Raw genomic sequence first — 14,157 nt, forward strand, 5'->3', positions numbered from 1 at the left:
TCCCCGTTGTTTTGGTTTTTTATGTATTGAATGCAGCAATGCCCGCGGCTTGGTCCGCGGGCATCGTGGTCGGTCTCAGGCGGCGCGCGTGAAGTAGGATTTCTTCGCCGCCGACTGGGTCTCGTAGATCGATCCCTGCCGTTTCGCCGGCGGCAGTGGCATCCGCACCGGCACGTCGGTGAGCCGCGGTGCGACCACCGGCGGACCTGCCAGCAGGCGGCTGTTGAACTCGTCAAAATCCTTCACGCCCAGCAGCGGCCAGGCGTCGCTGGCGGCGACTTCATAGAGCAGCAGGTTGCGCGGCCGGTCCGATGTGTTGGTCGCCGAGCCGTGCAGCGCGCGCACATGATGGAACGACATGCTGCCGGCCTTGCCCATGCAGGGCACCGCGCGCTTGATGTCGCCCTCGATCTGGTCCGGATCGATCAGGCCCGCGAAGTGGCCGTCCTCGCCGTGGTGATCCCACATCGTGCCGCCGGTGTGCGATCCCGGCGTCACCAGCATCGGGCCGTTCTCGATATCGCAATCGTCGAGCAGCACGCCGATCGCGAGGATATCGTCATTGGTGTGCGGATAGAACGCCCAGTCCTGATGCCACTCCACCGGCGAGCCGTATTGCGCCGACTTCATGTTGAGTTTGGAGCCGTGCAGGCGAAGTCCGGGGCCGATCAGTCTGGTCAGGATCGAGATCACGGCGGGGCTGCGGACGATCTCGTCGAAGATCGGATGCACCTTGTGCGGCGCCTTGATGCGGCGGACGCGCGGGGTCTCCGGCGTATGGCCCGGCTCGAGGTCGTAGACGTCGGTATGCTCGCTGACATTGGCGGCGCCGGCCACCAGTTCGGCGAGCACCGTGCGCACCTTGGCGAGGGTCTCCTGGTTGAGCACCTCGGGGACCACGATCACCCCGTCGCGCTTGTAGGCTTGGGCCTGCTCGTCCGAAATCATGCTGTTTCTCCGATTTTGTTCAATGTTAGCGCTAACATGAGGCGATGCTAGCGCTAACATCATGGCTTGGCAACCCGGAATCGTGCAGGGTCTGTCCATGAGCTCCGATGTGACTGCCCCCCGGACTGGCCCAGCGGATGCCGCACCCACCCTCTCGGAGGTGGCCAAGCGTGCCGGCGTCTCCTCGATCACGGTGAGCCGGGTGGTGCGGATGCCCGACCTGGTTGCCCCGGAGACCCGGGCGCGGGTCGAGCGTGCGATGCGCGACCTCGGCTATGTCCCGAACCTGGTGGCCGGCGCGCTGGCGAGTGCGCGGACCAATTCGGTCGGCGTGCTGGTGCCGACCATCGCCAACTCGATCTTCGCCGACACGGTGCAGGGCCTGTCCGACAAGCTCGAGCCGCTCGGCTTCTCGGTGATCCTGGCGCAATCGCGCTACGACGCGGTGCGCGAGGACCGCATGCTGGCAGCGCTGCTGTCGCGGCGGCCCGAGGCGATCATCATGGTCGGCTCGCCCGCGACGGAGGAGGGCAGCCGTCTGCTGCGCAATGCGCGCATCCCGATCGTCGAGACCTGGGATCTGCCGGCAAACCCGATCGACGCGGTCGCGGGCTTCGACAATTACAAGGCTGGTGTTGCCGTCGCGAAGCATCTGGTCGCGCAGGGACGCAAGCAGCTGGCCTTCATCGGCGGCGACGATCCGCGCGGTACCCGCCGCTGGCTCGGCTTCAGGGATGAGGCCCTAGCAAGCGGCCTCGCCGAGCCGCGCCGGCTGATCCTCGACCGCAAGGATTCGGGAAGCGTGGCGGCGCATGCCCGCCTGCCTGGCGTCGATGCGGTGTTTGCCGCCAACGATGCGCATGCGATCGGCTTCATGTCGGGGCTGCGCAAGGCCGGCGTGCTGCGCGAAGGGCCGGCCTCGGCGCAGCCGGTCGCCGTGATCGGGCTCGGCGATCTCGAAATGGGCCAGCTGATCTCGCCGACCTTGAGCACGATCAGCGTGCATGGCGATGCGATCGGCCGCACTGCGGCGACCTTGACGCTGGAGCGCGGCGGCGAGCGCCGCATCGATCTCGGCTTCGAGCTGGTGCTGCGTGATAGCGGCTAGGGCGTTTTCGAGCGAAGTGGACACCGGTTCGCGTAAAGAAAACGCGTCAAAACAAGAATCTAGGCCTTGGTTCTGATTCAATCAGAACCGAAGCTCTAGCGATGCTGGAGCCGCTTAGCCCTTCTTGTCTGCGGTCCAGCGGTCGATGCCGGCGAACATTGCCGCGACCAGGCACCCGGCGATGATGCCGAAGGTCAGATCCTTGAACACCGTCAGCGCGAAGGTCGTGATCAGCACCGCGGCGCTGCGCCGATCCCTGATCAAGCGCAGGAATTCCTCCTTCTCTGCCATGTACCAGCACACCACGACCAGGACCGCGGCCAGCGCAGAGAGCGGAATGTAGCTGGCAAGCGGCGCGGCAAGGATCATGAACGACAGCAGAAAGGCCGCGTGCATCATGCCGGACAGCGGGCTGCGTGCTCCGGCGCGGATATTGGTCGCGGTGCGCGCGATCGTACCGGTGACGCTGATGCCGCCGAACAGGGCGGAGGCGATGTTGGCGATGCCCTGCGCCACCAGCTCCATGTTGGAGCGGTGCTTGCGGCCGGTCATGCTGTCGGCGACCTTCGCCGACAGCAGGCTCTCGACGCCGCCGAGCAGCGTGAAGGAGAGCGACGCCGGCAGGATTTGCAGCAGCAGCGCCCACGAGAACTCCGGCATATGCGGCACCGGCAGGCCGCGCGGGATTTCACCGAACCGGCTGCCGATGGTTTCGACCGGCAGATGCAGCAGCACGACCGCAATCGACGCGAGCACGATCGCGATCAGCATCGCCGGCCATGTTGGCTTCACCGCGCGCAGCACGAAGATCACGGCCGCCGAGCCGGCGCCGATGCCAAGCGCGGACCAGCTCAAGGTCGGCAGCGCGTGGCCGAGCGCTGCGAGCTTCGGCAGAAGCGGCCCGGGCTCGGCACCGGCAAGCGTCAGCCCGCCCAGATCGCGCAGCTGGCTCGCCAGAATGGTGACCGCGATTCCGCAGGTGAAGCCGACGGTGACGGGGTGCGGGATGTAGCGGATCAGCGATCCAAGTCCCGAGGCGCCGATCAGCGTCAACATCAGGCCGGACACCAGCACGGTCAGCATGAGGCCATCGACGCCGAACTGCGCGGCCGTTGCCGCGACGAGGACGATGAAGGCGCCGGCCGGCCCGCCGATCTGAAAGCGGCTGCCGCCGAGCGCAGAGACCAGGAAGCCGCCGACGATGGCCGTGAACAGCCCGCGCTCCGGCGTCACGCCCGAAGCCACCGCGATCGCCATCGACAGCGGCAATGCCACCACCGCCACCGTCAGTCCTGCCATCACATCATGTCGGAAGGCGGCAACGCCGTACCCTTCGGTCAGCGTGGTGACGAGCTTGGGACGATAGAGATGTGCCGTGGAGGAGCCGTCAGGCATGGGGATGACCACAGGGAAGGGGATGAAGGAAATTGGCAGAGCGGGAGCGGGCAGTTGCGTTCATTCGGCAATCTTCCGGTAGATCGCCGCGGCGCGGCGCAGCAGCTGGCTCTTGCGTTTGCGCTCGTGCACGCGCTGGTGCCCGGCCTTGCCTTCGTCGGCGCCCTGATCCAGTGCATCGGCACTTTCGAACAGCTTGCGGCGGACCTCGTCATCGTTCAGTTCGCCGAGCAGCTGCTGTCCCTTGCGCAGATGTTTCAGCACGTCGCGCCACGATGCATAGACGTCGGCAGGCAATCCGCCTTCCGAGAACTCGATGGCGTAACGCAGCCGCTTGCTGGCGAGGCGGACGCGGTGGCGCTTGTTCTTGCCCATGCCTTGCAGCCCGCGGCTCTTGTGACACAGCTTGCCATGCCATCGCGCCAGCCGGCGGGCGTGAAAGACCGAGACCGGCACGGCGCGCCGTTGCGCCGCGCGGGGATCCTGCCGCGTGGTCCAGGGGCCGCTGCCGACCCAGTCCCACATGCCGTCGAACCATTGCCAGTACCGGTCGCTTTGCAACGCCTCCCTGAGCGCTTCGAACGCATCGGTTCGTGCCGTCATCAGCATGCGCTCTTCGGGCAATCCCTTGCTGTTCTCGATCGCGACGTCGAGATCGCGCGTCGCGCCGAGATAGGCGCTGAGCCATTTCAGTTCGGATTTCAGTCGCGTCCATTCGCTGTCCGCCACCATCGGGCCGTAGAAGGCGATCGCGGCCTTCAGCCGCGTCAGCGCAATACGGGTCTGGTGGAGGGCCGTGGGATCGCCGGAGCTCAAGGCCTCGTGGTTGGTCGCGACTTCCTCGAGGCATTCGGACAGGATCAGGCGAAACGCGGTCTCACAACGCATGGCCTCGCTGAGATGCCGCGGCCGCTTCGGGCGAACAACGCGCTCCCTGGCCGGACTTGCCGCTAACGTCATGACACTCTCGTGACCCCGCCGGAACCGCGAGGCAACGGGCGGCTCCCGGACGGAAAGATTTCCCGTTTGATCGATCGCGATCAAGGGTTTTCTGCTGAACCGCAGCGCAACGATCCGGCGCCGCGATCAAAATGTCGCAATACCCCCGGTGGAGGGCGCCCGTTCCGGCCGCTATGCTGCGCGCGCTGTGCTGGGGCGCGAAAATTCGCCAGATATTTCGCGCACGAAGTATCTTGATATTTCGCATGCGAAATATATAACGACGGCATGAAAGCGGAACACCGGCTGATCTTTCTTCTGACCGTGGCCTATCGACGGCTGCAGCGCGCCATCGACCAGGAGACGGCCGCGCACGATCTGACGTCGGCCCAGGCCGGCGTACTGTTCTTTCTCGGACGCAATGACGGCGCGCTGATCGGCGACGTCTCGCAGGCGCTCGACATCGTGCCGTCGGCGATGACCGGGCTCGCCGACCGGATGGAACGTGCGGGCCTCGTGAAGCGCCGGCGCGATGGCGAGGATGGGCGCAGCCAGCGGCTCCATCTGACCGTGGCGGGGCAGGAACTCGGCAAGCGCGCCGCGACGCGGACCAGGGTGATCAACAACCGCCTGATGGACGGATTTTCGGAAGCGGAAATCGACGTGGTGTCGCGCTGGCTGACCAGCCTGCAAGAGAAATTCCCGAAGGACAAAGACGGCTAGAGCGTTTTCAAGCGAAGTGGGTGCCGGTTCGCGTGGAGAAAATGCGTCGAACAAAGCAAGCAACAGGAGCAAGACATGAGTGAAGTGGTCGTAGCGCTGGACGGTGGCGTTCTCACCGTAACGATGGCGCGTCCGGACAAGAAGAACGCGATCACCAACGCGATGTATGGCGCGATGGCCGACGCGCTCGAGCGCGCGGAAGGCGACTCCTCGATCCGCGTCGTGCTGTTGCAGGGCGACGGCGACAGCTTTACCGCGGGCAACGATCTCGCCGATTTCGCCGCGGTGTCGCGCGGCGTACAGGGCGAGCGTCACGTGACGCGCTTCCTTGCCGGCCTCGCCAAGGCGACGCGGCCGCTGGTTGCCGCCGTGCAGGGCAATGCGGTCGGCATCGGCACCACCATGCTGCTGCATTGCGACCTCGTATACCTCGCGCCGACCGCGCGGCTGATCACGCCGTTCGTCAACCTCGCGCTGGTGCCGGAGGCGGCTTCGACCTATCTGCTGCCGCAGCGGATCGGCTACGCACGGGCCTATGCGATGTTCGCGCTCGGCGAGCCGCTCGAGGCTGAGACGGCTGTTGCCATCGGCCTCGCCAATGCGGTCGTGCCGCTCGAAGATCTCCGCGCCAAGGCACGCGCGGCGGCCGACGCACTGGCGAAGCGGCCGTTCGGCTCGCTCCAGCACACCAAGGCGCTGATGCGCGACCCCGCCAGGATCAGCGCGCAAATGGCGCGCGAGGGCGAGATCTTCCAGGAGCGGCTGATGAGCGCAGAAGCGCGCGAGGCGTTTGCCGCCTTTGCCGAGCGCCGCCAGCCCGATTTCTCCAAGATCGCTGGCTAGCCCAGAGCTTGGGGCCGCCCCGCATGGACGGCCCCATCGCTTCGGGGTTGACGGCTTCGCCGTCATCGCACATCTCGTGTCACGGCACAGCGCAACCCGGCGAGGCGAGCATGAGCGACAGTCATACGTTGCGCGGCGAGAAGATCGCCACCACCATTTCGGCACAGGGCGCCGAACTCTCGTCGCTCAGGAATGCCGAAGGGACCGAACTGCTGTGGCAGGCCGGCCCGCAATGGCCGCGCCACGCGCCGGTGCTGTTCCCGATCGTCGGCCGCTTGAAGAACGACACGCTGCGCCACAACGGCAAGACCTATCCGATGACGCAGCACGGCTTTGCGCGGGACCGCCGCTTTGCCTGGATGGAGCAGGGCCCGCGATCCTGCAAGCTGGCGCTGACCGACGATGCGGAAACGCGGGCACGCTATCCTTTCACCTTCAGGCTCGAGGTCACTTACACCGTTGATGGCGCCGATCTCGACGTCACGTTCGACATCGTCAACACCGGCGCCGAGACGCTGCCCGCCTCGCTCGGCGGTCATCCCGCTTTCAACTGGCCGCTGGTGCCGGGGCTACCGAAGGAGGCTTACACGCTGACCTTCGGCAAGACTGAACCCGCGCCAATCCGGCGGTTGAAGGATGGATTGATGCGACGGCAGCCTGAACCCAATCCGGTCAAGGGCAGAACGCTTGCGCTGTCGGAGGAGCTGTTCGATGACGACGCGATGGTCTTCGATCAGGTCGCAAGTACATCGATCCTCTTCACGGCGACACTAGGCCCGGCAGCAGCCACGCAAGGCCCTGCGATCGAAGTGTCCTGGCGTGGCTTTCGCGAACTCGGCATCTGGTCGAAGCCTGGCGGCGCGCCGTTCCTCTGCATCGAGCCGTGGCACGGCTTTGCCAGCCCCGCGGATTTCGACGGCGAGTTCGCCGACAAGCCGGGCCTGATGCACATCGCGCCCGGCGCGCGTCAGTCGCTGAGCTATCGCATTCGCGTCAGCTGACGGCCTCCTCTTGCGATCAGCTCAATGCGCGCGGGTGCCAAGCGCACTCGTGAGCGCGCCGACCGACGGCGGATTTTCGTGCGCCCAGGCCTCATGCGCGGCGAGATCACGGTAATGCTCGGCCATGCGCAGCAGCCGCTCGCGGATGCCGGTGTCTTCCTCGCCCTTGGCCTGATCGGCCAGCTGCGCGGCGCGTTCGAGAAGCGCTTTCGGATCGATCACGACATGCTCCAAATCCGGTTTCGCCAAGCGGACAACTGTTACAGCCGAGCACAGTTCCTGCCATGGTTTGATGACAGCGCGTTCAGAGCTGGAACAAGCCCAATCCGTCCAAACCAAGCCCTTCCATGACATCGCGCTTGGTGCGCTCAGTGATCTCGCGCGCCCTCAGGGTTCCGCGCTTGATCACGTCGGCGACGTAGTCGCGATCGGCCGCCAGCTCAGCACGCCGGGTTCGGATCGGTGCGATCAGGGCTTGCAGAATGTCCTCCAACCGCCGCTTGACGGTTGCATCGCCGAGCCCGCCGCGTCGATAGTGTGCCTTCAGTTCCTCGACGGCATGATGATCGTCGTCGAATGCGTCGAGATAGGTGAAGACGACGTTGCCCTCGACCTTGCCGGGGTCGGCGACACGCAGGTGGTCCGGATCGGTGAACATCGCGCGTACCGCGGACGAGATATCATCGGGCGAGGCTGAAAGCGGAATCGCATTGCCTGCGGATTTGCTCATCTTCGCGCGCCCGTCGACGCCGGGCAGCCGTCCAGCGCGCGGGATGATGGCTTCGGCTTCGGGCAGCAATGGCCTGCCGGCGAGCGCGTTGACGCGCCTGATAATCTCGTTGGTCTGCTCGATCAGCGGCGCCTGGTCCTCCCCGACCGGCACGACCGTGGCCCGGAACGCCGTGATATCGGCGGCCTGCGCCACCGGATAGCACAGGAAGCCGGCCGGGATATCGCGTCCGAAGCCGCGGGCGCGGATCTCGTCCTTGATGGTGGGATTGCGTTCCAGCCGCGCCACGGTGACCAGGTTGAGATAGAGCATCGACAGTTCCGCGAGCGCCGGAAGCTGCGATTGCAGGCAGATCGAGGTGCGCAGGGGATCGATCCCGACGGCAAGATAATCCAGCGCGACCTCGATGACGTTGCGGCTGACCTTGCCGATGTCGTGCGCATTGTCGGTCAGCGCCTGCATATCGGCGAGCAGCAGAAACTGCTGATGGCTGTCCTGAAACTCAAGACGGCTTCGCAGCGAGCCGGCGTAATGGCCGAGATGCAGCGGCCCGGTGGTGCGGTCGCCGGTGAGGATGATCGGTTTGGTCATGGTATCTCCATTCGGTTGAATGGGGACACCGCATGCGGGCTGATGACATAAAAAAGGCCGCCCTATGCGGCGGCCCCGAAAATGCATGAACGCGTTTCGGCCCGCCTGTCAGTCGGCGAGCCACCAGAAATTGCTGATGAGGATCGAGCGGTTCATGCCGCAAGCGGTAGGGCAAACCCGCGATGCCGTCAAGACATTGCCAGCCCTAGTTGAACGCCATGCCGCCGCTCATCGCGATGGTCTGGCCGGTCATGTAGGGATTGTTGACCAGCAACATCACGGCCTGCGCGACCTCCTCGGCGGTGCCGAAGCGGCCGATCGGGATCCGGCTGACGAGGCCGCTCTGTCCCTTCATCATGTCGGTCTCGATCAGCGAGGGTGCGACGGCGTTGACGGTGATGCCTTCCTTGACGAGGCGCGCGGCATAGCCGCGGGTCAGGCCCTCCATCGCCGCCTTTGACGCGTTGTAATGCGGTCCGATCGAGCCTGCGCCGCGCGCAGCACCGGAGGAGATGTTGACGATGCGGCCCCATTGTCGCGTCCGCATCATCGGCAGCACGGCCTGCGTGCAGAGAAACGCCGATTTGAGATTGACCGTGATGGTGCGGTCGAAATCCTCTTCCGTGAGATCGTCGACGCCCCGCACGATGGCGATCCCGGCATTGTTGACGAGGACGTCGACCGGGCCGAGCTCGGATTTGGCGCGCTCGACCAGCCCACTGACCGCAGCAGCTTCCGAGACATCGGCGGCGATCGCGACGGCCCGGCCGCCGGCGGCAATGATGCGCTTCGCCAGCGTCTCCGCTTCGGCCGACCGTTCGCGATAATTGATCGCGACGGCGGCGCCGGCCTCTGCCAGCTGCTTTACGATCGCAGCGCCAATGCCGCGCGAGCCGCCGGTCACCAGCGCCACATGTCCGTGCAGACTGTTTGTTGTCATCGCCTCACCCTGTTTGACGTGCCCCGGCAGGTTCGCAAACAGGGAGGCGGGGCGCAACGCAACCCTGCTCAAATCTGCGTTGTTGCGGGCGCCATGCGGCGAAAAACCGGCGTTCCCGGCCGGAATCGGCCTTGCGTCCGCCGCGGGCCGGCGGCAATGGTTGGGGCGTCACTCCTTCCAGCCCACCCACGAGAGATCGATGAGCAAATTGATTGTCCGCGCCGGCGAGTTCACCTTTGACGCCCGTTTCGAGGAGCAGCTGGCGCCGAAGACGGTCGCCGCCTTCCGCAAGGCGATGCCGTTCGAGAGCCAGGCGATCCATGTGCGCTGGAGCGGCGAGGGCGTCTGGATGCCGCTCGGCGATCTCGATTTCGGCGTCTCCTACGAGAACCACACCAGCTATCCGGCGCCGGGCCAGATCATCCTCTATCCCGGCGGCATCAGCGAGACCGAGATCCTGCTCGCCTATGGCGGCGTGCACTTCGCCAGCAAGATGGGCCAGCTTGCCGGAAACCATTTCATCACGCTGACCTCGGGGCTGGAAAACCTCACCACCTTCGGCAAGACCGTGCTGTGGAAGGGCGCGCAGCAGATCCGCATCGAGGAAATCTGATGTGACCGAGGCCCGCTATCCGCGCGATCTCCGCGGCTACGGCCGCAATCCGCCCGATCCGAAATGGCCCGACGCTGCGCGCGTCGCTGTGCAGTTCGTGGTCAATTTCGAGGAAGGCGGCGAGAACAACATCCTGCATGGGGATCGCGCCTCCGAAGCGTTCCTGTCCGACGTCTTGGGCGCGCAGCCCTGGGTCGGCCGGCGTCACGCCAATATCGAGACCATGTTCGAATATGGCTCGCGCGCCGGCTTTTGGCGGCTGTGGCGGATGTTCACCGAGCGCAAGCTGCCGGCCACGGTGTTCGGCGTCGCGATGGCGCTGAAGCGCAATCCGGATGTGGTTACTGCGATGCAGGAGGCGGGCTGGGACATCGCGAGCCACAGCCTGCGCTGGGTCGAGCACAAGGACATGTCGGAGGATGAGGAGCGCGCAGAGATCGCGCGCGCCATCGCCGTCCACACCGAGGCGACCGGCGCGCGGCCGCTCGGCTGGTACACCGGCCGCTCCTCGATCAACACCCTGCGGCTTTTGATGGAGGCAGGCGGCCTGCGCTATCTCTGCGATTCCTATGCCGACGATTTGCCGTACTGGATCAAGTCTGCCGGCACCGAGCCGCATCTCGTGATCCCCTACACGCTCGACGCCAACGACATGCGCTTCATCAACGCGCAGGGTTTTGGCGGCGGCGACGAATTCTACACCTATCTGAAGGACAGTTTTGACGTGCTCTATGCCGAGGGCGCGACGCGACCTAAGATGATGTCGATCGGCCTGCATTGCCGGGTGGTCGGCCGTCCCGGCCGTGCTGCCGCGCTGATGCGCTTCCTCGATTACATCCAGAAGCATGAACGCGTCTGGGTGCCGACCCGGCTTGCGATCGCCGAGCATTGGCACGCCAATCTGAAGCATCTCGCCGCGGACGCGTTCGAGATCGGCTAGCGCAAAATGAAGGCACGTTGAATCGGTCTTGCGGCAAACTGGCTGCACCTCTCCCGCTTGCGGGGGAGGTCGGATTGCATCGGAGATGCAATCCGGGTGGGGGCTCTCTCCACAATGTGACTCGCGGAGAGAGCCCCCACCCCAACCCTCCCCCGCAAGCGGGAGAGGGAGCGCACCGTCATCGTGGCCGGCAGCTCAACTTGACGTCATCATGCTTTAGCGCGCGTCAATGCCCGGCCATATGCCGGCCGATCTCGGTCAGATCGGCCTCGCTGGCACGGGCCTCGTGGACGAATTGGCCGTGGAACATCACGACCAGCCGGTCCGATAATTCCAGCAGTTCGTCGAGATCTTCGCTGACCAAAAGCACCGCCGCGCCGCGGTTGCGGGCGGCCATGATCTCGGCGTGGATCTGCGCCACCGCCGCGAAGTCGAGCCCGAAGCACGGATTGGCGGCGATCAGCACCTCGACGTCGCCCGAGAGCTCGCGCGCCAGCACCGCGCGCTGCACATTGCCGCCCGACAGTGCCGCGATCGGCGTCTCCGGCGTGCGGGTCTTGATCTTGTAACGGTTGATCTTGCGCTCGGCGTCGCTGCGGAACGCTGCGCGGTTCAGCCACCAGCCGCCGCGCGCGAACGGGGCGCGGTCGAATTCACGGAACGCGATGTTGTCGGCGACGCTCATGCCGCCAACGCAGGCGTTCTTCAGCGGCTCTTCCGGCAGCAGCGACATCTTGTGACGCCGCATCTCCTCGCGGCTCGCCGCATAGGCCTCGCCCTGGACGCGGATCACGCCGCTCTCGGCCTCGCGCTGGCCGGCCAACACCTCGACCAACTGGCGTTGGCCGTTGCCGGAGACGCCGGCGATGCCGACGATCTCGCCGCTCTTCACGCTCAGCGACACGCCGTGCACGGCGATCGCGCCGACATCGTCGCGCGCGGTGAGCTTGTCGAGCTCGAGCCGCGGCGCGCCGGTCTCGCCGGTGCGCGGCGGCTGCACCGTCAACTGCTCGGCGCCGATCATGGTGCGCGCCATCTCGTCCGGGGTGAGGTCGGCGACACGCCCGGTGCCGGCGAGCTTGCCGCGGCGCAGGATCGTGACGTCGTCGGCAAACGCCATCACCTCGCGGAACTTGTGCGTGATCATCAGGATGGTCAGTTCGCCCGCGACCACCATTGCGCGCAGCATGCCGAGCACCTCGTCGGCCTCGCCCGGCGTCAGCACCGAGGTCGGCTCGTCCAGGATCAGGAAGCGGCGCTTCAGATAGAGCTGCTTGAGGATCTCGCATTTCTGCCGCTCGCCGGCGGAGATGTCGGAGACTTTTGCATCCAGCGGCACCTTGAACGGCATCCGCGCCAGGAAGGCCTCGAGCTCTTTCTTCTCCTTGCGCCAGTCCACGACGGCCGGAACGTCATCGCGCGCCAGCACCAGGTTTTCCGCAACTGTCATTGCAGGCACCAGCGTAAAGTGCTGGTAGACCATGCCGAGCCCGAGTGCGTGGGCATCCTTCGGATTGGCGATGGCCTGTTGGCGGTCACCGACGATGATCTCGCCTTCGGTGGCGTGGTAATAGCCCATGATGCATTTCACGAGCGTGCTCTTCCCGGCGCCGTTCTCGCCGAGCAAGGCATGGAACGAGCCGGGACGCACCTTGAGCTCGACATTGTCGAGCGCTGTGAAATCGCCGAACCGCATGGTCATGGCGATGGCGTCGACGCCGAATGCGCCTGATGGTGCGGGCGGTTCGCCGATGATCACGACAGCGCCCCGATCAGGTCGGCGGATTTTGCGACGGCGCCGAACACGCCGCCCTGCATCTTGATCATCTTCAGCGCATGATCGTGATTGCCTTTGTCGGTCGCGCCGCAGCAATCCTCGACCAGCACGCATTCGAAGCCGCGGTCATTGGCCTCGCGCATCGTGGTGTGGACGCAGACGTCTGTCGTGATGCCGGTCAGCACGATGTTCTCGATGCCGCGCAGCCGCAGCATCAATTCGAGGTCGGTGGCACAGAACGAGCCCTTGCCGGGCTTGTCGATGATCGGTTCGCCGGGCAGCGGCGCGAGTTCGGAAATGATCTCCCAGCCGGGCTCGCCGCGCACCAGGATGCGGCCGCAGGGGCCGGGATCGCCGATCCCGGCGCCAATCTGGCGCGAGCGCCAGCGCTTGTTGGCGGGCAGGTCGGCCAGATCAGGCCGGTGGCCCTCGCGGGTGTGGATGATGTGAAAGCCCTGCGCGCGCATCACCGCGAGCAGCTTCTTGATCGGCTCGATCGGCGCCCGGGTCAGCGAAAGGTCGTAGCCCATCTTGTCGACGTAACCGCCGACACCGCAGAAATCGGTCTGCATGTCGATGATGATGAGCGCGGTGTTTTGCGGGCGCAGGTCGCCATTGTAGGGCCAGGCGTAGGGCTCGGACTTGATGAAGCGCTCGGGCATGGAATGATCTCGCGAGATGCTATCGGGTGATGGACAATTCGGCAGGCGCGCCGGTCAGCGTGCGCTTCGGCGAGCAGGTGATGATCATGATCGCCAAGGTCAGGATGTAGGGCGCGGCGTTGAACAAATGATAGCCGGAGGTGATGCCGACCGATTGCAGCGCGGGGCCGAGCGCGGCGGCGCCACCGAAGGCGAGCGAGGCCCACAGGCACAGCATCGGGTCCCAGCGTGCGAAGATCACCAGCGCCACCGCGGTGATGCCCTGGCCCGAAGAGAGGCCTTCGTTCCAGCTGCCGGGATAGAACAGCGACAGAAACGAGCCGCCGATGCCGGCGAGGAAGCCGCCGACCATGGTGGCGCGCAGCCGGATCAAGAGCACGGAATGGCCCATCGCGCGCGCCGCATCGGCGCTTTCGCCGGCGGTGCGGATCAACAGGCCCCAGCGCGTGGTCTTGAAGGCCCAATAGAGCAGCGGCGCGATCGCGACGCCGATCAGGAACAGCACATTGATGCGCAGCGCCGCGCGGACCTGCGGCACGTCGCTCCACCAGCCGAAATCGATCGCCGGCAATCGTGCGGCGGTCGGCTCGATCAGTGGCTTGCCGAGGAAGAAGGCAAGCCCGGTGCCGAGCAGCATCAGCGCGATGCCGACGGCGATGTCGTTGACCCGCGGCAACGAGCAGATGCCGGCATGCAGCGCGCCGAACAGGGCGCCGGTGATCCCGGCGGCGAGCACGCCGAGCCATGGCGAGCCGGAGAGATAGGAGATGCCGTAGGCACTCATCGCGCCCATCACCAGCGTGCCCTCGAGGCCGAGATTGATGCGGCCGCTTCGCTCGGTGATGCATTCGCCGAGGCTGACGAACAGGAACGGCGTCGAGACACGGATGGCGCCGCCGAACACGGCGAGCGGGACGGTCCAGAGCCCGAGCGAAGCATCCGCCATG

Annotated in this window: 14 protein-coding genes and 1 pseudogene; 6 read left to right on the top strand and 9 right to left on the bottom strand. The window is 65.7% G+C overall.

Annotated elements, in window-relative coordinates; translation table 11 throughout:
• Window positions 1-75: 75 nt before the first annotated feature.
• Window positions 76-948, bottom strand: coding sequence for a phytanoyl-CoA dioxygenase family protein (locus HAP48_RS29185; protein WP_166203157.1), 873 nt, complete (start codon window positions 946-948; stop codon window positions 76-78).
• A 109-nt stretch (window positions 949-1,057) separates the two neighbouring features.
• Here HAP48_RS29185 and HAP48_RS29190 point away from each other — a divergent pair, with 109 nt between their 5' ends.
• Window positions 1,058-2,056: a LacI family DNA-binding transcriptional regulator gene (locus HAP48_RS29190; RefSeq protein ID WP_166203159.1), complete on the top strand. Its 999-nt coding sequence runs from the start codon at window positions 1,058-1,060 to the stop codon at window positions 2,054-2,056.
• Window positions 2,057-2,212: 156 nt separating this feature from the next.
• On the opposite strand, the pseudogene HAP48_RS29195 reads toward HAP48_RS29190, so the two are convergent.
• Together HAP48_RS29195 and HAP48_RS29200 are read right to left on the bottom strand one after the other, a co-directional pair.
• Window positions 2,213-3,451: pseudogene (locus HAP48_RS29195) on the bottom strand (SulP family inorganic anion transporter); the annotation flags it as partial.
• Window positions 3,452-3,511: 60 nt separating this feature from the next.
• The gene (locus tag HAP48_RS29200; RefSeq protein WP_224496663.1) at window positions 3,512-4,411 is read right to left on the bottom strand and encodes a CHAD domain-containing protein; all 900 of its coding nucleotides are present in this window, start codon (window positions 4,409-4,411) and stop codon (window positions 3,512-3,514) included.
• Between the two features lie 267 nt (window positions 4,412-4,678).
• On the opposite strand from HAP48_RS29200, the gene HAP48_RS29205 reads away from it, so the two are divergent.
• From HAP48_RS29205 to HAP48_RS29215, 3 genes are all read left to right on the top strand, one after another.
• Window positions 4,679-5,113 carry a MarR family winged helix-turn-helix transcriptional regulator gene (locus HAP48_RS29205; protein WP_166203164.1) on the top strand — a complete coding sequence of 145 codons (435 nt, stop codon included), beginning with the start codon at window positions 4,679-4,681 and terminating at the stop codon, window positions 5,111-5,113.
• Between the two features lie 75 nt (window positions 5,114-5,188).
• Window positions 5,189-5,956, top strand: coding sequence for an enoyl-CoA hydratase-related protein (locus HAP48_RS29210; RefSeq protein WP_166203166.1), 768 nt, complete (start codon window positions 5,189-5,191; stop codon window positions 5,954-5,956).
• 110 nt (window positions 5,957-6,066) lie between these two features.
• On the top strand, window positions 6,067-6,957 hold the full coding sequence (locus HAP48_RS29215) for an aldose 1-epimerase family protein (RefSeq protein ID WP_166203168.1): 891 nt from the start codon (window positions 6,067-6,069) through the stop codon (window positions 6,955-6,957).
• Between the two features lie 21 nt (window positions 6,958-6,978).
• Here HAP48_RS29215 and HAP48_RS29220 read toward each other — a convergent pair whose 3' ends face one another.
• The 3 genes from HAP48_RS29220 to HAP48_RS29230 form a co-directional block, all read right to left on the bottom strand.
• A complete protein-coding gene (locus HAP48_RS29220; RefSeq protein ID WP_166203170.1) occupies window positions 6,979-7,179 on the bottom strand; it encodes a hypothetical protein in 201 nt (66 codons plus the stop codon).
• Window positions 7,180-7,261: 82 nt separating this feature from the next.
• Complete coding sequence (trpS, locus tag HAP48_RS29225) at window positions 7,262-8,278, bottom strand: tryptophan--tRNA ligase (RefSeq protein ID WP_166203172.1); 1,017 nt, start codon at window positions 8,276-8,278, stop codon at window positions 7,262-7,264.
• A 205-nt stretch (window positions 8,279-8,483) separates the two neighbouring features.
• Window positions 8,484-9,218 carry an SDR family NAD(P)-dependent oxidoreductase gene (locus HAP48_RS29230; protein ID WP_166203174.1) on the bottom strand — a complete coding sequence of 245 codons (735 nt, stop codon included), beginning with the start codon at window positions 9,216-9,218 and terminating at the stop codon, window positions 8,484-8,486.
• A gap of 199 nt (window positions 9,219-9,417) precedes the next feature.
• Between HAP48_RS29230 and HAP48_RS29235 the strand changes: the two genes are divergently transcribed.
• On the top strand, window positions 9,418-9,831 hold the full coding sequence (locus HAP48_RS29235; RefSeq protein ID WP_029078269.1) for a DUF3830 family protein: 414 nt from the start codon (window positions 9,418-9,420) through the stop codon (window positions 9,829-9,831).
• Window position 9,832: 1 nt separating this feature from the next.
• A complete protein-coding gene (gene puuE / locus HAP48_RS29240; protein WP_166203176.1) occupies window positions 9,833-10,771 on the top strand; it encodes an allantoinase PuuE in 939 nt (312 codons plus the stop codon).
• A 226-nt stretch (window positions 10,772-10,997) separates the two neighbouring features.
• Here the strand turns inward: puuE and HAP48_RS29245 are convergent, their stop codons facing one another.
• From HAP48_RS29245 to HAP48_RS29255, 3 genes are read right to left on the bottom strand one after another with little or no spacing between them, the layout of a single operon-like run.
• Window positions 10,998-12,530: an ABC transporter ATP-binding protein gene (locus HAP48_RS29245; protein ID WP_166203178.1), complete on the bottom strand. Its 1,533-nt coding sequence runs from the start codon at window positions 12,528-12,530 to the stop codon at window positions 10,998-11,000.
• Window positions 12,527-13,210, bottom strand: coding sequence for a biuret amidohydrolase (biuH, locus tag HAP48_RS29250; protein ID WP_166203180.1), 684 nt, complete (start codon window positions 13,208-13,210; stop codon window positions 12,527-12,529). The genes HAP48_RS29245 and biuH overlap by 4 nt, the downstream gene beginning before the upstream one ends.
• Before the next feature lie 19 nt (window positions 13,211-13,229).
• Window positions 13,230-14,156, bottom strand: coding sequence for an ABC transporter permease (locus tag HAP48_RS29255; protein ID WP_063695580.1), 927 nt, complete (start codon window positions 14,154-14,156; stop codon window positions 13,230-13,232).
• Window position 14,157 lies beyond the last annotated feature (1 nt).

Origin of the sequence: Bradyrhizobium septentrionale, assembly GCF_011516645.4 — a bacterium.
In the GTDB taxonomy this organism is placed as follows: Bacteria; Pseudomonadota; Alphaproteobacteria; order Rhizobiales; family Xanthobacteraceae; genus Bradyrhizobium; species Bradyrhizobium septentrionale.

What these genes read in the sequence shown, in the direction of transcription:
- HAP48_RS29185 (WP_166203157.1), bottom strand. Translation starts at nt 948, where the DNA reads ATGATTTCGGACGAGCAGGCCCAAGCCTACAAGCGCGACGGGGTGATC.
- HAP48_RS29200 (WP_224496663.1), bottom strand. Translation starts at nt 4,411, where the DNA reads ATGACGTTAGCGGCAAGTCCGGCCAGGGAGCGCGTTGTTCGCCCGAAG.
- HAP48_RS29205 (WP_166203164.1), top strand. Translation starts at nt 4,679, where the DNA reads ATGAAAGCGGAACACCGGCTGATCTTTCTTCTGACCGTGGCCTATCGA.
- HAP48_RS29210 (WP_166203166.1), top strand. Translation starts at nt 5,189, where the DNA reads ATGAGTGAAGTGGTCGTAGCGCTGGACGGTGGCGTTCTCACCGTAACG.
- HAP48_RS29215 (WP_166203168.1), top strand. Translation starts at nt 6,067, where the DNA reads ATGAGCGACAGTCATACGTTGCGCGGCGAGAAGATCGCCACCACCATT.
- trpS (WP_166203172.1), bottom strand. Translation starts at nt 8,278, where the DNA reads ATGACCAAACCGATCATCCTCACCGGCGACCGCACCACCGGGCCGCTG.
- HAP48_RS29230 (WP_166203174.1), bottom strand. Translation starts at nt 9,218, where the DNA reads ATGACAACAAACAGTCTGCACGGACATGTGGCGCTGGTGACCGGCGGC.
- HAP48_RS29235 (WP_029078269.1), top strand. Translation starts at nt 9,418, where the DNA reads ATGAGCAAATTGATTGTCCGCGCCGGCGAGTTCACCTTTGACGCCCGT.
- biuH (WP_166203180.1), bottom strand. Translation starts at nt 13,210, where the DNA reads ATGCCCGAGCGCTTCATCAAGTCCGAGCCCTACGCCTGGCCCTACAAT.
- HAP48_RS29255 (WP_063695580.1), bottom strand. Translation starts at nt 14,156, where the DNA reads ATGGCGGATGCTTCGCTCGGGCTCTGGACCGTCCCGCTCGCCGTGTTC.